We start from the raw sequence: 16654 nt of genomic DNA on the forward strand, positions 1-16654 counted from the left end.
CGAATCGTATAAGGGACGTTTGAAGAATTGCGGAAGATTTGAGAAAACGAAAAACGTCTACTTGGTTAAGAAATCGCGTCGTTTCAGTTCCGCTTTCAAAATGTTCAAGGTGGGATTCGCTTTCACCAGTTTAAGGGCGTGGTTCTGGGCGAGACTAGCCTGACGGGATTGAGCCAGGGCAGTGCGTAATTCGCCCAATAGTTCTGCGGCCTGGCGATACGATTTACTTGACCGCTCCGCCACGAGCTTATCGATCAGCTGAAGCGTCGGTTTCGGATCGGCGGCCATGTCGACGCGGCGCTTGAGAAGACTCGCCTCGCGCTTCTTCGCCGCTCTTTTCTGGTACGCATCGTAGAGCTTGTTCGCCTCGTCGTGAAGTTCTTTCATTGTCCGCGACGACTCGATCGTGGGCCAAACGACGACATCGGTCGACGCTCGATAATGCTTCAGCATTTCCCGCCGCACTTCCGCCCCTTTGCCGCACATCACCTGGTGCAGCCATTGATCCTTTTGCGTGCTCTTTTGATCCGCCAGCCACCGTTCGTAGTCGCTGGCCAGATCGGCCGATTTCGGCGGCGTCGCGCTGACCTGCGCCGCCGCATCGATGACGTAGTCGCTGATCTCGTATAACTCGGCCAGCGCCCGCTGGGCGTCCGTTAGCTTCTTCATTCCGGCGGGAACGGGCGGCTCCGTTTCTTCATCCGGATCGTGTTCCATGTCGATTCGTACCGCCAACGCGGCTAAATAGAGGGGACGCAAGTCTCCGGCCGCGATTTCATCGCGAAGCGGGCGCAATCGATCTAACAGTTCGCCCAAGTCGCCAAAATAATCGTCCAGCCAACCAGGCTCGTATTGCGGCTCAATAAAGAGGATTCCGCCGGTCCCCTTTTTGTCGAAGACGAAACGCAAGGCCTCGCCATCAAGATACTCCTTACCTTGATTGACTACCGGCGGGGGTTGGCTAAATCGAATCGCAATTCGACGGATGCCGAAGTTGGCGTAATAGAGATGGATATCGTATCCGCGCCGCAACATCTCGTCTGCGTCGCCACGAAAGTCGCCGTAGTGATATTCGTTTTCAAACGACCAAGGAGTGATTTCGGCCCGCGTCGATTGTTTTTCCATGAACGACATATTCTTGTCGCAAACGGGGACGTCAATCGCGCGAAAGGCGACGAATTGATATTCGCTCATCGAGTGGTTCCATCCAAGGAGAAGATTCGCCTAAGATTTCTCGTCCGCGGTCGGCTCTTCGGCCGGGGCTTCGTCCATCGGCTTCGCTTCTTCCGAGTGGAATTGCGAGTCGTTGGCCATGCGATAGAGAGCGCCTACCTTGGAGGCGAGATCGTTCTTGTCGACGTACAGCTCCAGCTTGTAGCGGCGGCCGTTGTGGACCGTTTCCAGCACCAGCTGGCGAGCCGCTTCGCTTTGGAACTTGGCGGGGCGGCAGTACTGGACCCAGAAGTTGGAGCCGATCTCAATCACCTTCGGCGGCGGATAGACGAAGGTCAACTCACCGATCTCTTCGGCAAGCTGTTTGTATAGGACCTTGGCCGACGGTTCGTCGACGACGTCCTCCAGCGGACTGTCGCTGACATGCGCCAAGATCCGCGGAATGCCGGAGGGCTGGTCTTCGTAGGCGCCGATCAGATATTCGCTGCGCCGCGGCAGAAAACGCCAACCGTCGGGAAGAGTCGTTTGATATCTCCCCTGGTCGAGCGGCGGAACGGTCAGTCCCGCTGGCGCCAAGGTGAGCGGGAGCTCCGGTTCTTCCGGTTTGGCGGCAGTCGTTGTCGCCGTTGATGCGGCTGGCGAAGGCGGGGTCGGCTGTTCGGCCGAACAGCCCGCCAGTGCGAAAACGCAAAACGGAATCAGGGAAAGACGCGCGAATTTCATGACAATCCTCCTGAAGAGCAACAGGAATGCCTCGCGTCGCACGATCGTGGATCGCAAGCGCGACTTATTCGATCACTTCTTCGATCGTTTCTTTGACCTTCTGGACAAAGTGCGGGGGCTTGCCCGCTTTGCTCAGATCCTGGGCCTTTTTCTCGGCTTCGTCCTTCTGGTCGTACTCGTACAGGGCGATCCGCTTCATCGACTGGTTAAAGACGCCCCAGAAGAGCTTCATGCGGACTTCGGTCGTCTTTTTCGCCCGGGATTTTCGTTTGGCCTTCTTCTTCGGAGCGGCTTCCGCTCCTTCGGCGGTTTCCGCCGCTTCGGCTTGTGCACGTAACTCTTTGCGGTTGACAACTTTGCGAGCCATAGGCCTGGTCTTTTTCGTCCGTTGTTGACTGCGATCGGCAGCGAGGGAGAATTGATGGGTAAGAAAAGGTCCCGCGGCGAATCTCCGCTGGCAGATTCTCCCAGTGCGTAATCGAACCATTATACAGCATGGCGATACGCTTCGCCACCGTTCGAGACGCCCCAGAAGGGTCGCGCATGACGCCCCATTTGCTGCAAACGCTTGATTTACCCTCACTCCAGGCCCTCGTCGTTGAATGGGGGCTCCCCAAATTCCGAGCGCAGCAAATCCGCAGCTGGATCGTGGAAAATCGGGCCGAGTCGTTTGACGACATGGCCAATCTTCCCAAGGCCCTGCGTGGACAACTGGCCGAAAAGGCGCAGCTTTGGACCACCAAAATCGCCCGGCATACGACCGCGGCCGATGGGACCGAGAAGCTCCTTCTTCAGCTTCATGACGGGGGCCGGATCGAATGCGTCCTCTTGCGCGATGGCGATCGCCGGACCATTTGCATCAGTTCGCAGGTTGGCTGCGCCATGGGGTGCGTCTTCTGCGCGAGCGGATTGGACGGGGTCGAACGGAACCTGACGGTCGGCGAGATCATCGAGCAGATGTTGCGGCTGCAGCGACTGCTGCCGGTCGGCGAACGTCTGAGCCACATCGTCGTGATGGGCATGGGAGAGCCGCTGGCCAACATCGACCGGCTGCTGCCGGCGCTCGACTTCGCTTCGGCCGAAGATGGTCTGGGGATCAGTCACCGCCGGATCACGATCTCGACGGTCGGTTTGCCCCCGGCGATTCGGCGGCTCGCTGATCGCGATAGTCGGTACCACTTGGCGGTCTCGCTGCACGCACCAGATGATGAACTCCGCAATCAGATCGTGCCGACCAACAAGAAGATCGGCATCCAGACGATTCTCGAAGCGGCCGATCATTACTTCGAAGTCTCGGGGCGGCGACTGACGTTTGAATACGTCCTTTTGGCCGACCTGAACGATCAGCCGGAACATGCCCATCGGCTCGCGCGTTTGCTGCGCGGACGACCGGCGCTACTCAACATCATCCCCTACAATCCGGTCGCTGGTCTGCCGTATCGGACGCCGAGCAAAGAGGCGCAGCACGAGTTTCGCGCGATCCTGGAGAACGCCGGACTGACGGTTAAGTTCCGTCAGAAGAAAGGGGACAAGATCAACGCAGCGTGCGGTCAACTACGCCGAAATACCCCGGAAAACCTGGTGCAAATCACCAGTTAAATGTCTTTTCTTAGGCGCCATGCTTTCGCGGCGTCTTCGCCGAGTAAGCATGTCTTCGCCCTGGTAGAACGGCATTGAAGACATGCTCTTCCCACGAAGACGCGGTAAGAGGATGGCGCCAGCCATCGAAACCTAGTACAGCCAGTACCAACCCCATTCAACCGTCAGGTTGACGCAGAGGGCGAGGAACAAGCTCATCCCGATGTAGTGGCCCAGGTCGCGCTTCTCACGCAGGGCCAGGTCGACCGTCGCGGCCATCACCGTTTGTGCGGCGGCTGCGGCGGCCAAGACGATGACGCAGCGGCTCGCCCAGAAGAAAGCGCCAGGCATCATGTCGGTCGGCGAAAAGATGTCCATCGAGGCGATCGCCAACTGCGGCAGGGCGAACGTAAACGTCACCAGCTTCCAGCGCATCTTGGGGATCATCGCCGTGGTGATCATCCCGGCCGACCAGATCATCACGCTCAGCACGGCGGCGGCCGGATCGAGCAGCGGCTTCAAAAACGCTGGGCTGGCCCACGAGAGCCAGATGAACTCGCGGGTGAAATAGAACGGCACGTAGAGCATCGCCAGCAACATCAGGTAGTTGCCCGGCGACCAGGCGGTTCGCAGGTCGAGCTTCTTACGGCGCGTGAACCAGCGCCACGCGATCAACATGCTGATCACGCCGACGGTGATATTGACTGACGCAAAGGTAGCGTAGGCGACGTTCGCGTCATCCATATTGCCGGCGAAGTCAAACCCGGCGTACTTCAAAAACGCCGTAGAAAAACTAAGCCCTACGCAAATCAACGACGTCGCGACGATCAAATCGCTGACCGAAATCGTGAGCGATCCCGGCGCAATGAATCTTCGTTTCGGTGGGGTCATCGAGTCAAGAATTGGCTGAATTGGAAGTTCCGCCGCGCTCGCCCGCCAGGAACGTCGACAGAGAAGAAAAGGAATCGCAAACTGGACAAAAAGTCCGGAATCGCCGCCCCGAAGTTCCTAGCCTCTTGCTCGAAAATCGTCGCCGCCACTCGCGTAGTTCACTCTCTAATGATACCAGTAACCCCGTGAAATCAAGCGCGTTTCGGCGGCGTCAGGGATTTTGCGAGATAACACATCGAAAGAAATCGCAATTTCGCATCTTTTAGTATTCCTTTCGCGCTAACGCCTTCTAGCGGTGGATTAAGGGTTGTTAATCTAACAAGTGTCCACCTGACGTATCGGTCAAAACTGATCATTCTTTGGCCAGCGGTCGACCGTATCAGCGGCTCAAAACGGGTTCCGCCGTTTTCTCCCGATCGCTAGCAACTTTCCGGTCAGCGAAGGTAACCCGATAGCGGCGGTGGTATGATCGAACTACCCCGCTGACTCCCACCTTGAACGCCCTTTGTCTGGAAGGTCCCGCTGCATGATTCGCTTGGCTCCGCTCGCACTGTTATTGGTCGGTTTCGCTTCGGTCCTTTTCGCCGCCGACTCTGACTACGAGCTCAGCGCGGACTCGACTCGCAAGGAAGGGGTTCCCAAGGGAGAAGTGATCCAGCGGACGTTCGCCGACAGCAAAGTCTTCCCCGGCACGTCGCGCGATTACTACCTTTACATCCCGGCGCAGTACGACGGCAAAACTCCGGCGGCGGTGATGGTCTTTCAGGATGGGCATGCTTACGTCGGCGAGAACGGTCAGTTTCGGGCGCCGGCCGTGATGGACAACCTGATTGCCGAAGGGGCGATGCCGGTCACGATCGGCATCTTTCTGAACCCTGGCCACAAGGGAGAGAGTAAGATCGAATCGCCGTGGCGCTCCAACAATCGGAGCTTCGAGTACGACACCCTAAGCGGCGACTACGCGACGTTTGTGATCGACGAGATCCTCCCCTCCATCGCCAAAGAGTACCAGTTGACCGACAACCCGAACCTCCGTGCGATCTGCGGCATCTCTTCGGGCGGCATCTGCGCCTTCACCGTCGCTTGGGAGCGGCCGGACCAGTTTCACAAAGTGATGAGCCACGTCGGCAGCTTCACCAACATCCGGGGCGGCAACGTTTACCCGGCGCTAATTCGCAAGACCGAGCCGAAGCCGCTCCGCATCTTCCTGCAAGATGGCGAAAACGACGTCGACAACGAACATGGCAACTGGTGGCTCTCGAACCTGCAAATGGAAAAGGCGCTGGCCTACAAAAAGTACGACTACAAGTTCGTCGGCGGTACAGGAGAACATAGCGGCGTGCACGGCGGAGCGATCTTGCCGGAGTCGCTGCGGTGGTTGTGGCGTGGATGGCAGGAAGAGAAGGTAGTTTCGCGATTTCAGGAAACGCCGTAGCAAGTCGTGAATCCATCTTCATCAAGCGAACTGGGGTAGCGGATGGTTGGCGACATCGATTCCGATTCGTCTGAAAAGTACGAAGCGATGGCGGAAACGCTCAAGCGAATCTCGCTGTCGTATCCCGAAGATTCCGCCGAGCGGCGAGCCATTTTTGCGGCCGCCAGGGCGCTTGCTTCCGAGTTTCACGCCGAGTCGCGCCGCCAGTATGAAGAATTCCTCCAAGAGTTTCCGGTCACTGACGCGATGATCGACACGGCGCTCGCCGCGACCGCCAATTCGCCCGAAGGTACGATGGCGTCGGTCCATGGGGAGATGTGGGTGCTGGTGATCGATCCCGACGGCAAACGCCGGCTGATTCGTCCGAACCTGATTCACTGGGACGAAGAGGATGCGCTCGACAAGTAACGCCGTCGACATCCGCGCTGCGTCATCCTCTCGATTTTGGTAGCCTATCCGCTGACGGGCCCAACTCTTTTTGGGTCATCTTCTAGGCGGCTTCGCGTCGCGCTTGGCTCACACTTCCAGGAGGCTCCACCGATGGGTTTGCACGAGAAAGACGATCGCCGCGAAGAACTGGATGACGACGTATACGCTTCGACCGATCTGTCGGTCGCGATGCCGAAATACAAATTTCCGCACATCGAGCAAAACCCGCGGCACGCTTACTCGGTCGTGCATGACGAACTGATGCTCGACGGCAACTCGCGGCAGAATCTCGCCACGTTCTGCCAGACTTGGCTCGAGCCGGAAGTCCACAAGTTGATGGACGAATGTCTCGACAAAAACATGATCGACAAGGATGAGTATCCGCAGACCGCCGAGATCGAAGCTCGCTGCGTTCACATGCTGGCCGATCTTTGGAACTCCCCCTCCGAAGCGAACACGATCGGCTGTTCGACGACCGGTTCGAGCGAAGCGGCGATGCTCGGCGGGATGGCGATGAAGAATCGCTGGAAGGCGAAGCGCGTCGCCGCCGGCAAAAGCTATGACAAGCCGAACATGATCAGCGGACCGGTCCAGGTTTGCTGGCACAAGTTCGCGCGGTACTGGGATATCGAACTCCGCGAAGTCCCGATGGAAGAAGGACGCTTGCTGCTGACGCCCGAGGAAGTAGTGAAGCGGTGCGACGAAAACACAATCGGCGTCGTGCCGACTCTCGGCGTGACGTTCACTTGTCAGTACGAGCCGATCTTCGAAATCGCGGCGGCGCTCGACGAATTGGAGAAGAAGACCGGCCTCGACATTCCGATTCATGTCGATGCGGCGAGCGGCGGTTTTCTCGCCCCATTCTGTGCGCCGGAACTGGTCTGGGATTTTCGACTGCCGCGAGTGAAGTCGATCAACTCGTCGGGACACAAGTTCGGCCTGGCGCCGCTAGGCGTCGGCTGGGTGATTTGGCGTGAGGAAAAAGACCTGCCGGAAGATTTGATCTTCTGGGTCAATTACCTGGGGGGCAACATGCGCGATCTGGCGCTGAACTTTTCTCGTCCCGGCGGCCAGGTCGTTTGCCAGTACTACAACTTCTTGCGGCTTGGCCGCGACGGCTATCGGAAGATTCATTCGGCCTGTTACGACACGGCGTCTTACTTGGCCGAAGAGATCGACAAGCTTGGACTGTTCGACGTCATCTACGACGGCGATCGCCGCAGCGGCATTCCGGCCCTTTGCTGGAAGTTGAAGCCCGGCGTCGATCCTGGCTTCTCGCTTTACGATCTGGCCGATCGATTGTGCACCCGCGGTTGGCAAGTTCCGGCCTACTCGCTCCCTGCCGATCAAAGCGACCAGGTGATCCAGCGGATCCTGGTTCGTCATGGGGTGAGCCGCGATCTGGGAACGCTGCTGCTCGAAGATATGAAGCGGTCGATCGAGTACTTTGAAGGGCACCCGGTCAGCTCGCCGCTAAGCGAAGAAGAAGCGGGCGGGTTTCATCACTAGTCTCGTGCGGATCGAATGGCGCCATGCTCTTGCGGCGTCTTCGCCGGATGAGCATGTCTTCAATACGTTAAGCCGGGGCAAAGACATGCTCTTTCCGCGAAGACGCGGTAAGAGCATGGCGCCAAGGCTAGGGATTCGGAGACCGTTCACACCGCTTTGAATTGAACCGGCCCCCGCTTTTTCAGCAGACGCTGAAAGATGCGGCGAATCGCGGGAAGCTCGCTTTCTTCGATCGAGCGACGAAACTGCGGCTGATGGACGAGCCAGAGCCACATCAAAAAATCGGGATGCTCCGGTGGCAACGGCTGGGCGCCGCTCCAGTGGACCGGGCTCCCATTCTCGTCGGACCAACCGCCGCAGCGGATCATCAACTGACGACCTTCCCACCAATAAAACATCGGTCGGTACCAACACGAAGAGCTCTTCGATTCGCTTCGTTGGTCGTCAAGCGGCGGATCGCCATACAGTTCGTTGATCCGGGCGTCGATCCACGCATCGGTTCGCCGGACGAAGCGTAATACCGTCCTGCGAAAGAACAGCATCTGGGAAATCGCTTGTTCGTCGGGGGGCGAATCGGCGCCGACCAGCAGTTGCTCGTTCTGGAATCGCATCGGCGCGATGTGGAATCTGCGCGCGGTCGACTCCGGCAGAACTTCGACAAGATCCCGATAGGGAGATGCAAGAGTGGAAGATAACATCGATCCCCTTTCGCGTTGGAACTGAGAACCTCTATTACCCGTCTCCCCGATTCTAACAATAAGATAGGGAGGGAAGGCAAGCGTTTGGTCGACGAAAGTTCGCAGGAAACGGGCTCACGTCATCGTACGCTTGTCGTATGAAGATCGATGTTGCTATCACCTCTACTTTCGATATTCACAGCGAAGATCGAATCTCATTTTTGCTGACATCCAATCTGCCGGCGGCTATGATACCGGTACCTCTCCCATTTCCCTCGATGGACTCTCCCAGGCCAGGAGACATACGTGATGCTGCGGAGAATTCTTGGCGCCTTCGTCGTTTGCTGTTGGGCGGCGATCTGCGCCCATGCGGAAGAAGCGGGGCCGACGCTCGATCAACTGGCCGAGAAGACCGCGGCGAACGTCGCGGCGTTTGACAATCTGTACTGCGAATTCGACGTCAAGATTGGGCATGCGACTTCCGACAAAGATTTCAGAAACGTCAGTTTTCAAAAGCTAAACGGCGTTGGTCATGGAGTCTGGGCGAAGAAGGGGCCGATCGAGCTCTACGACTTTCGCCAGGAGGGGGAATCAAATTGGGAGCAAGGGACCCACTTCGCCTATGGACCGGTGATCTATACCGAAGCGCTGATTCGCTACCCCGGCTATGAAATGCGGATCCAAAAAAATGCGGTGATCACTTCGGCGCCGAACGACGGCTGTCATCCTCGCATGGATCCCCTGTCGTTGTTTCATATCGTCGAAGGGGAACTGAATACGCGGCTGCCGGAATTGCTGTCGCAACTCGTTCTGGAACGGGATTCGGAAGTGGGCGCTAACATGCCGAAGCCGCAAGTCTCCCTCGAACGCTCGCAGGACGAACGGCTGAAGCTGGAACAGTTTCGCATCATCACCCCCGATCGAAACGTGACGATCGAATTTGAGATGCGGAACTATGGTTGTCCCACATACGTCGACTATTCGTACCGAAAATCCGAGGGAACGGCATGGCGCAAGTGGCGTATGTACGTCTTGGACGTTGCCAGGATCGACGGCGTCGGCATGTTTCCCAAAAAAATTCTCATTGTCCATCCGGAGTTTGACCTCGAATCCGCAAGGCGTCTGGCGAACCGAGGCGCGCCGAATTTTCCCTACGTTCTGCTCTGGGAACTAAAGACGGTCGAATGCCGCGAGCCGACTGCCGACGAGTTGACCTTCAAGGCCGATCGCGACCTGCCGGTGATGCGAGCCGGATTCGCCCGGGTGACCTACGTCAACGAAGATGAGACGATCACCCCGGATCAATTGCCGGGACTGTTCAAAGAACTGCAAAACAAACCGCCGAAGAAACCGGGGGCCGAGGAGGAGGAAAAGAGCGACGAAGAGGAAAAACGGGAGGCGACCGACTAGATCGCCTCCAGGAGAGAGGCGACAACCCCTTTGCGGTCGAATACCATAGAAGGCGTTCACCTTGTCTGCCCCGTCTTTTGGAGAACGCCCCGTGGAGAAGTCCCGCTCGTCTCTTTCCCTGCCTCGTCGTCAGTTTCTTACGTCCAGCGCCGCCGCGCTGACCCTTGCTTCGCTCCATAGCCGTGCCTACGCCGCAGCGGCCGATAAGCCGAAACGGGTCGGTCTGATCGGGGCCGGTTGGTATGGCAAAAGCGACTTGTGGCGGTTGATTCAGGTCGCTCCGGTCGACGTCGTCTCGATCTGCGACGTCGATCAAAACATGTTGGCCGGCGCGGTGGAGATCGCGGCGCAGCGGCAAACCTCAAAGAAGAAGCCGCGGACCTATGGCGACTATCGCGAGATGCTGAAGGAGCAGGATCTCGACATCGTCCTGGTCGGTTCGCCGGACCATTGGCACGCGCTGCATGCGATCGCCGCGATGGAATCTGGCGCCGACGTCTATTGCCAGAAGCCGATCAGCCGCGACGTCCGCGAAGGCGAAGCGATGGTCGACGCCGCGCGAAAGCTTGGCCGCGTCGTGCAGATCGGAACGCAGCGGAAGAGCACGCCGCACTTGATCGACGCCAAACGCGAAGTGATTGAAGCGGGACTCCTCGGCAAGATCGGCCATGTCGAGATGTGCTGCTACTATCACATGCGGGCGAACGGCAATCCGCCGCTGGAGCCGGTTCCTGATTTTCTCGACTACGAGATGTGGACCGGTCCCGCGCCGCTGCGCCCTTACGATGGAATTCCGCATCGCCGCTGGTGGCGGACTTTCATGGAGTATGGCAACGGGATCATGGGAGACATGTGCGTGCACATGCTCGACACGGCCCGCTGGATGCTGGGACTTGGCTGGCCGAATCAGATCACTTCCAACGGCGGCATCTACGTGCAGAAGGAAGGGAAGTCGAACATCGCCGATACGCAGACGGCGACCTTTGCGTTCGATGACTTTGATGCGGTTTGGACCCATCGCAGCTGGGGAACGCCGCCTGACCCCGATTATCCGTGGGCCCTGTTCATTTACGGCGAAAAGGGAACGCTGAAGGCGAGCACGATGCGGGCCGACTTCATTCCGCATGGAGGAGGCAAACCGCTCCACTTCGATTGCTTCTTCGAGCGGGAAAAGTTCCCCGAAGATCTGACCGAGAAGGATATCGAAATGAACGCTGCTCCGGCGACCCGGTTGCATATGCAGAACTTCCTGGAAGCGATCGAAAACCGCGGTCGCCCGATCGCCGACATCGAACAGGGGCATATCTCGACCGCAAGCTGTCTGCTGGCGAATCTCAGCATGGGACTCGACGGGCGCCCGCTGCGATATGATCCGCAGCAGCGCGTGATCACCGGCGACGACGAAGCGACCGCACTGTTGCGAAAGCCGTATCGCGAGATGTGGCGCCATCCGGCCGACGTCTAAAGCCCGAGCAATTGGAGAGCCGCGTATGCCGTACGCGGCTCTCTCCTTTTCTGCGAGAGAAACATGAACGACCCAGGCTTCGACAAATCGCTCGCTCATCGTCACTTTGCCGCCCACTGCTTCAACAGCACATGGGACCTGATCGACAAGACGGAGCGGACCAAGGAAGAAGAAGTGCAGATGCTGCTTCGAGCGGCCGCTTCGGTCTGGCACTGGACCGAGCGGGAAGACTGCACTCCCAAGAATCTCTCGATTGGCTATTGGCAACTGTCGCGAGTTTTCGCGCTCATCGGAGAAGGAAGCCTGGCGACGCGATTCGGCCAGATGTGTTTGGAGGCGAGTCCGGCGGACGATCCGTTTCTGGTCGGCTACGCCTACGAATGTTTGGCGCGAGCCGCCACCGTTCTCGGCGACAAAGGCGAAATGCAGCACTGTCTGGCCGAAGCGAATTTGAGAGCGTCGCATGTCGGCGACGATGACAATCGGGCCGCACTGTTGGCCGATCTGGCGACGATCAGGTCGTAGCCTCTGCGGAGGCGCTGTCGAGCATCATCAGCCAATAGGGACCTTCGGGGCTGGTCGACTGCTCCTCGCAGCGCCACCCGAGCCGCTCGTAAAACTGCAGCGCATTCGCGTTGGCGGTCGAACACTTCAGCCGGGCCGGCCGACCGATCTGGGCCAGACAGGCGTCGAGCAGCGCCCGGCCAACTCCCATCCGCTGATACTCCGGCGCCACGAACAGGTTGTGGATGAAGTTCTCCGGCGGCCACCACGAGACGAACCCCACGATTCGCCGATTCCGCTCGGCGACCCAGATCGGTTCGCCGTCGGTCGCCTGATCAAAATCGTCAAACCGGATCTTATCGTTCGGCATCCAGAAAAACGCCGACCGCCGCGAAGCGTAGAAGATCTTCGCGCAGGCGGGTCGATCCGGACGTCCGGCGACTCGGGTTTTCCAGGGGGAAGCGTCGTTGTTCATCTCTTCATTTTAGCGTGGTCTGCGACATCGACGAGGCGCCACAAAAGTCGCCAAGTGCGCACAAAAAACGCCGCGGTCAGCAATCGCTTCCCACGGCGTGGTGATGGTTTTGATGTTGGTGGAAAGTTACCGGTCGGAATAGACGCGGGTGCTTTCTTCCTTGGTGATCGGCTGCGGGATTTCGTCGCTGGAGACCTGCACTTTGATGCGTTGGTCGCCGGCTGCGATCCCTTTCACTTTGATGCGGAAGGTTTCTTCTCCCTTCGGCAGCAAGCGAGCGAGCGGTTCAAAGACGACTTCGCTGCCGCTGACCAGGCCCTTGGCGGCGCCGCTGGCGTCGACTCCTTGCATCCCCGGCGGCAAGATCGCGGCGACGCGGACGTTGGTGGCGGTCTTCGAGCCTTGGTTGACGACGCGGACGTCGTAGGTGGTGTCTTTGCCGAGTTCGATCGGGTCGGCCTGGTCGACCACTTCAAAGAAGAGGGCGACGATGCCTTCGACCTGAACCAGCGTTTCGTTCTGCGCGGCCAGTCCCATGCGAGCCGAACCTTCGACCCGGATCTTTTGGTCGCCCGCTTCGATCGGCAACGCGGTCAATTCGACCGTGCCGCTTTGCGCCGGGGGCAACTCTTCCAGGTTCCAGAAGATTGCATGTTGGTTGGCGTCATACTGGCCGGCGTTGTTGGCGTCGACGAATTTCATTCCCTTCGGCAAGTAGGTGATCAGGTCGATGTTCTGCGCCGGAGCGGTCCCCGGGTTGCTGATCGAAACCTGGTACTTGGCGGGGCGATCAAGATAGCGAAGCTTCGGACCGACCATCGAAACTTGCAGTTCCGGCGCGATCACTTCGACGTTCAGTTCGGTTTGCGTTTGCAGATTGCCGTCGCCGCGAATGCCGAGGACGTTCTGCGTCTGGCCAGCCTTGGAGGCTTTCAGGACCAGCTCAAGGCTACGGGTCTCGCCCGGCTTGAGGGTGCCGATTTCAAATTCGAGTTCGCTGCCGGCCGGGTGAGTGAAGTTGGCCGGAACGACTTCTTCCAGCACGACGCCGGTCGCAGGACCGGTGCCGGGGTTGCTGACGGTGATCGCGAGCAGGAGGTTGTCGCCGATCAAGACGGTCGGCGCCGCGGTTTGTTCGATGGTCAGTTCCGGTTTGGTGACGCGGGAGCGGACGGTCGCATGAGCGGCGAACGAAACGGTCGCGACGCTACCGACGTCCCCTTCGGTCTGCGGCATCAGTTCCATCGACAGACGTTTTTCTTCGCCGGGAGCGATCTGGCCGATCTTCCAGAGAAGTTCGCCGCCGACGCCCGATTCCGCGACCGGGGTCGTGTTGACCAGCGCGGTACCGGCCGGAACCGAATCGCGAATCACTACGTCATGGGCGGTCGCTGCACCGACGTTCTTGACGATCAGCGAGAAGGTGGCCGCTTTGCCGACTTGGATTTCGGCCGGGGCTCGCTTCTCCAGCGTGATCGACGGTTGTTGGAGGCCTTCGAGTTTGACGTCGCCCGGCTTGCCGCTACCGCTGGCCGCGGGAGCGCCGCCGAGTTGGTTGTCGCTCATCGCGCCGTAGCTAGGAGTCGAGCGCGGCGCCGGATAGCTTTCCGGCGTCACTGGAACGACGCCGCCGATCGAAGCCGGGGCAGGGTAACGGTCGGTCGCGGCCGGAGTCGTACTCGGCATGCTGCTGACCGGCGCGGGAGTCGAGCTGATCGGCGGAGCGCTTTCGCCGCCGGAGCTGCTGAACTGGAAGCGACTGCTCGGCGCCGGCGCGGTCGGCTCGGCGCTGCCGCCGCCAATGGGCGGAGCTGAGAAACGGGGATTCGAAGCGACGGTCGGTACCGGGGTCGGCGTGGTCGCCTCGGCCGCAGCGGCAGCTTCCGGTTCGGCCGACATCGCCGAAGGCATCGGAGCCGCAGCCGGAGTTTCGGCGGCCGGAGTGGTCGCAAATCGCGAAGGCGCCGGGGTCGGAACAGCGGCGGGCGTTGCCGGAGCTGCCGACGGAGTCGGGGTCGAATCGCCGAGCTGGAACCGCGAACCGGTCGACGGCGCGGGAGTCGAAGTTGCAGGCGTAGCGGCAGCCGGAGTCGGCGTGCTGTCGCCGAGGCTGAAGCGGCTGACCGGCGGTTTCGGCGTATCGCCGATCGTCACCGGGGCCGGCGTGGGAGCGGCGCTACTGCCCGAATCGCCCAGGAATCGGCTGGAACCGGTGGTCGGAGCCGGAGTCGCGGCGGCTGGAGTCGGCGTGCTATCGCCCAGCGAGAAGCGATGCGAAGCGGGCGGCGGCGGAGTGGTCGCCGGTTTGGTTTCGGGTTCGTCGTTTTCGTTGTTCGCCCGGACGATCGACGGAACGTAGCGTCCGATTTCTTCCGTGGCGGCGGATGTCGAAGATTCGACCAGGGCCGCTACATTCTCTTGGGCGGCGTCGACCAAGGGCTCTGCGGCAGTGTGAGCCGTCGACAAAACCGATTGCACGATCGCGGCGACGCCCAACGAGGCGACGCTGCCAATAGCGGTAAAGCGGAGGTAGAGATTCTTCATGGCATCCATGCCGGCAAGGGGATTTCTCGATTTGGTGGGTCCGCACTCCTGGCGGGAATTGCTTACCTAACAAAATCGCGATAGCGGGCAAAGATCAATTCAAGAATTGGCCACGCTTTGCCGACATCGTGCGACTGCTAGCGTCGATTGAGGTCGAACAGGGCGTCGAGCATCGCCTCTTGCGTCTTGGCGACGGCGATTAGCGACTTGTAGGCGGTAAGCGAGCTTTGGGCCAGGATGGCGCTGCGGGTAAGCTCGGCAGTCTCGCTGACGTAGTCGGTATCCATCAGTTCGCTGTAGATCGACTGCAATTGAATCTGCTGGTTGGCGAGCAACTCGTAGATGGAGTCTTGCGAGTATTTGTCGAACGCGGCGTATTCGGCTCGGTTGTAGATGATCCGCGACTGGACGCCGTCGAGCGCCTTCAGGGCCGACGCGAGGTCGCCGCTTTCGAGGTCATACTGGCCGCCGGACCGCAGATCGGCCAGCACCCCATCTTCGCCGCCGAGCGTTTCGGCGTCGATCTTGGGGAGATATAGCTGGGACCAAGTGGTCAGGTCCGCGCCGTAGTTGACGTTCAGCGTCTCGCCGCTGAAGACCGGCTTGTTGTTGTAGGTGAGTTGTCCCACCTGATCGATCGCGTCGATGGCGCCGTCGATCTCCAATTGCAACGCGGCCCGCTCGGCGTCGGTCGTCGTGCTGTTGGCGGCGGTGATCAGATTGCCGCGGATCTCGTTGGTGAGGCGCGAGACCTCGGCCAGTCCGCCATCGGCGACGTCGATCAGCGCGCTGGTGCGCAGGCTCGCACGCTGCAGCGCGTCACGCGTCGTGATCTGCGCCTTCACGGCCGCCGCAGCAAGCAGTGCGGCCGGGTCATCACTGGCGCGGTTGATCCGCTGTCCGGTGGAGAGGCGCGCAATCGCATTGAGCATCGAATTGAAGTTTCGATTGACGGCGCTACCGACAGTCAGATAAGCGCTGGAATAGCTGGAGACGGGGTTCATCGGCAAGTCGCCCACCGTGAATGCGCCAAGAAGAGAGAAGAGAACGCTTCACCAGGAAACGTAGCATTCTTGGCGGCATGGTTTTGCCGAAAGTGCCGATTGCGCCGGCGGCGTCTTAAGAAGCGAGGCCGCGGAGAAACTCGGCGAAGTCGACGAACTGGCCGTCTTGAACCCGTTCGACGCGCAAGTTCGCCTCGGGCCAACCTAGCGTGCGCACCAGCTGCTCTAGTGGCGCTGCAGAGTAGACGCCGGTCAGATCGACCCGGAGGACATGGTCGTCTCGATCGTAGACGACGCCGTCGAGTTGCCAACTTTCGTCGTCGGCGACCCAGACGAACGATCCGTCCGGTTCAAAGAACATCCGCGGCCACTCGGACCAGATCGCTTCGACTTGTTCGAAGCTGACCGGGAACAATCCGGATGTCGGATCCGGATGAAGCGAGATCGGAAAACTGTCAATCAAGATTCGGTTCCGACCTGATCGTTGAGCCAGCTGAGGTAGTCGATCGAGCCATGGACGATCGGCACGGCGATTAGCTCGGGGACTTCGTAGGAGTGGATCTGTTCAATCGCGAGGGCGATCTCTTTGAAACGTTTCGCTTCGGTCTTGATGATGCAAAGAACTTCGTCCGATTGGGCGATCTTCCCTTGCCAGTTGTAGACGCTGCGAACGCCGGGCATGATCTGCACGCTGGCCGCAAGTTGTTGGCCGACGAGCGCGTCAGCGATGTGCTGCGCTTCTTCCATGCTCGCAGCCGTGGTGTAAATGATGATGGCTTCCATGATTGGAAACTCGCCGTTGGAGGGGACGAACGAGGAAGGTGGGTTACTTCTAAT

Annotated in this window: 17 protein-coding genes; 7 read left to right on the top strand and 10 right to left on the bottom strand. The window is 59.5% G+C overall.

Features of this window, described 5'->3' with window-relative positions; translation table 11 throughout:
* Positions 1–57 precede the first annotated feature (57 nt).
* The 3 genes from LOC68_RS16385 to LOC68_RS16395 form a co-directional block, all read right to left on the bottom strand.
* A complete protein-coding gene (locus LOC68_RS16385; protein WP_230220710.1) occupies positions 58–1194 on the bottom strand; it encodes a hypothetical protein in 1137 nt (378 codons plus the stop codon).
* A gap of 30 nt (positions 1195–1224) precedes the next feature.
* On the bottom strand, positions 1225–1896 hold the full coding sequence (locus LOC68_RS16390) for a hypothetical protein (protein ID WP_230220712.1): 672 nt from the start codon (positions 1894–1896) through the stop codon (positions 1225–1227).
* Positions 1897–1960: 64 nt separating this feature from the next.
* The gene (locus LOC68_RS16395) at positions 1961–2263 is read right to left on the bottom strand and encodes a hypothetical protein (RefSeq protein ID WP_230220714.1); all 303 of its coding nucleotides are present in this window, start codon (positions 2261–2263) and stop codon (positions 1961–1963) included.
* 176 nt (positions 2264–2439) lie between these two features.
* Between LOC68_RS16395 and rlmN the strand changes: the two genes are divergently transcribed.
* Entirely contained in the window at positions 2440–3495 is a 1056-nt protein-coding gene (rlmN, locus tag LOC68_RS16400) for a 23S rRNA (adenine(2503)-C(2))-methyltransferase RlmN (protein ID WP_230220716.1), read from the top strand.
* A gap of 132 nt (positions 3496–3627) precedes the next feature.
* On the opposite strand, the gene LOC68_RS16405 is transcribed toward rlmN, so the two are convergent.
* Positions 3628–4365, bottom strand: a complete 738-nt coding sequence (locus tag LOC68_RS16405) for a hypothetical protein (protein ID WP_230220718.1) — start codon at positions 4363–4365, stop codon at positions 3628–3630.
* A gap of 526 nt (positions 4366–4891) precedes the next feature.
* On the opposite strand from LOC68_RS16405, the gene LOC68_RS16410 reads away from it, so the two are divergent.
* The 3 genes from LOC68_RS16410 (at position 4892) to LOC68_RS16420 (ending at position 7738) form a co-directional block, all read left to right on the top strand.
* Positions 4892–5800, top strand: coding sequence for an alpha/beta hydrolase (locus tag LOC68_RS16410; RefSeq protein WP_230220720.1), 909 nt, complete (start codon positions 4892–4894; stop codon positions 5798–5800).
* Between the two features lie 42 nt (positions 5801–5842).
* Positions 5843–6208, top strand: coding sequence for a hypothetical protein (locus LOC68_RS16415; RefSeq protein WP_230220722.1), 366 nt, complete (start codon positions 5843–5845; stop codon positions 6206–6208).
* A gap of 132 nt (positions 6209–6340) precedes the next feature.
* On the top strand, positions 6341–7738 hold the full coding sequence (locus LOC68_RS16420) for a glutamate decarboxylase (RefSeq protein ID WP_230220724.1): 1398 nt from the start codon (positions 6341–6343) through the stop codon (positions 7736–7738).
* 146 nt (positions 7739–7884) lie between these two features.
* On the opposite strand, the gene LOC68_RS16425 is transcribed toward LOC68_RS16420, so the two are convergent.
* On the bottom strand, positions 7885–8436 hold the full coding sequence (locus LOC68_RS16425) for a GspE/PulE/PilB domain-containing protein (RefSeq protein WP_230220726.1): 552 nt from the start codon (positions 8434–8436) through the stop codon (positions 7885–7887).
* A 288-nt stretch (positions 8437–8724) separates the two neighbouring features.
* Here LOC68_RS16425 and LOC68_RS16430 point away from each other — a divergent pair, with 288 nt between their 5' ends.
* The 3 genes from LOC68_RS16430 (at position 8725) to LOC68_RS16440 (ending at position 11815) form a co-directional block, all read left to right on the top strand.
* Positions 8725–9825, top strand: coding sequence for a hypothetical protein (locus LOC68_RS16430; RefSeq protein WP_230220728.1), 1101 nt, complete (start codon positions 8725–8727; stop codon positions 9823–9825).
* A gap of 91 nt (positions 9826–9916) precedes the next feature.
* The gene (locus tag LOC68_RS16435; RefSeq protein ID WP_230220730.1) at positions 9917–11290 is read left to right on the top strand and encodes a Gfo/Idh/MocA family protein; all 1374 of its coding nucleotides are present in this window, start codon (positions 9917–9919) and stop codon (positions 11288–11290) included.
* Between the two features lie 63 nt (positions 11291–11353).
* Positions 11354–11815, top strand: coding sequence for a hypothetical protein (locus LOC68_RS16440; RefSeq protein ID WP_230220732.1), 462 nt, complete (start codon positions 11354–11356; stop codon positions 11813–11815).
* Here LOC68_RS16440 and LOC68_RS16445 read toward each other — a convergent pair.
* The 5 genes from LOC68_RS16445 to cutA all read right to left on the bottom strand — a co-directional run bounded on the left by LOC68_RS16445 (position 11805) and on the right by cutA (position 16600).
* Positions 11805–12269: a GNAT family N-acetyltransferase gene (locus tag LOC68_RS16445; RefSeq protein ID WP_230220734.1), complete on the bottom strand. Its 465-nt coding sequence runs from the start codon at positions 12267–12269 to the stop codon at positions 11805–11807. The genes LOC68_RS16440 and LOC68_RS16445 overlap by 11 nt on opposite strands.
* Positions 12270–12395: 126 nt before the next feature.
* The gene (locus LOC68_RS16450; RefSeq protein ID WP_230220736.1) at positions 12396–14813 is read right to left on the bottom strand and encodes a DUF11 domain-containing protein; all 2418 of its coding nucleotides are present in this window, start codon (positions 14811–14813) and stop codon (positions 12396–12398) included.
* A 137-nt stretch (positions 14814–14950) separates the two neighbouring features.
* Positions 14951–15817 (bottom strand): flagellin, encoded by an 867-nt coding sequence (locus tag LOC68_RS16455; protein ID WP_230220738.1) that lies wholly within the window; start codon positions 15815–15817, stop codon positions 14951–14953.
* 115 nt (positions 15818–15932) lie between these two features.
* Positions 15933–16280: a hypothetical protein gene (locus tag LOC68_RS16460; RefSeq protein WP_230220740.1), complete on the bottom strand. Its 348-nt coding sequence runs from the start codon at positions 16278–16280 to the stop codon at positions 15933–15935.
* Positions 16277–16600 (bottom strand): divalent-cation tolerance protein CutA, encoded by a 324-nt coding sequence (gene cutA / locus LOC68_RS16465; RefSeq protein WP_230220742.1) that lies wholly within the window; start codon positions 16598–16600, stop codon positions 16277–16279. The genes LOC68_RS16460 and cutA overlap by 4 nt, the downstream gene beginning before the upstream one ends.
* Positions 16601–16654: the final 54 nt, after the last annotated feature.

The organism is Blastopirellula sediminis (assembly GCF_020966755.1).
GTDB classification, from domain to species: domain Bacteria; phylum Planctomycetota; class Planctomycetia; order Pirellulales; family Pirellulaceae; genus Blastopirellula; species Blastopirellula sediminis.

Bases quoted from the DNA above. Each gene is read 5' to 3' on its own strand.
- LOC68_RS16385 (WP_230220710.1), bottom strand. From the start codon at position 1,194: ATGAGCGAATATCAATTCGTCGCCTTTCGCGCGATTGACGTCCCCGTT.
- LOC68_RS16390 (WP_230220712.1), bottom strand. From the start codon at position 1,896: ATGAAATTCGCGCGTCTTTCCCTGATTCCGTTTTGCGTTTTCGCACTG.
- LOC68_RS16395 (WP_230220714.1), bottom strand. From the start codon at position 2,263: ATGGCTCGCAAAGTTGTCAACCGCAAAGAGTTACGTGCACAAGCCGAA.
- rlmN (WP_230220716.1), top strand. From the start codon at position 2,440: ATGACGCCCCATTTGCTGCAAACGCTTGATTTACCCTCACTCCAGGCC.
- LOC68_RS16405 (WP_230220718.1), bottom strand. From the start codon at position 4,365: ATGACCCCACCGAAACGAAGATTCATTGCGCCGGGATCGCTCACGATT.
- LOC68_RS16410 (WP_230220720.1), top strand. From the start codon at position 4,892: ATGATTCGCTTGGCTCCGCTCGCACTGTTATTGGTCGGTTTCGCTTCG.
- LOC68_RS16415 (WP_230220722.1), top strand. From the start codon at position 5,843: ATGGTTGGCGACATCGATTCCGATTCGTCTGAAAAGTACGAAGCGATG.
- LOC68_RS16420 (WP_230220724.1), top strand. From the start codon at position 6,341: ATGGGTTTGCACGAGAAAGACGATCGCCGCGAAGAACTGGATGACGAC.
- LOC68_RS16425 (WP_230220726.1), bottom strand. From the start codon at position 8,436: ATGTTATCTTCCACTCTTGCATCTCCCTATCGGGATCTTGTCGAAGTT.
- LOC68_RS16430 (WP_230220728.1), top strand. From the start codon at position 8,725: ATGCTGCGGAGAATTCTTGGCGCCTTCGTCGTTTGCTGTTGGGCGGCG.
- LOC68_RS16440 (WP_230220732.1), top strand. From the start codon at position 11,354: ATGAACGACCCAGGCTTCGACAAATCGCTCGCTCATCGTCACTTTGCC.
- LOC68_RS16445 (WP_230220734.1), bottom strand. From the start codon at position 12,269: ATGAACAACGACGCTTCCCCCTGGAAAACCCGAGTCGCCGGACGTCCG.
- LOC68_RS16450 (WP_230220736.1), bottom strand. From the start codon at position 14,813: ATGAAGAATCTCTACCTCCGCTTTACCGCTATTGGCAGCGTCGCCTCG.
- LOC68_RS16455 (WP_230220738.1), bottom strand. From the start codon at position 15,817: ATGAACCCCGTCTCCAGCTATTCCAGCGCTTATCTGACTGTCGGTAGC.
- cutA (WP_230220742.1), bottom strand. From the start codon at position 16,600: ATGGAAGCCATCATCATTTACACCACGGCTGCGAGCATGGAAGAAGCG.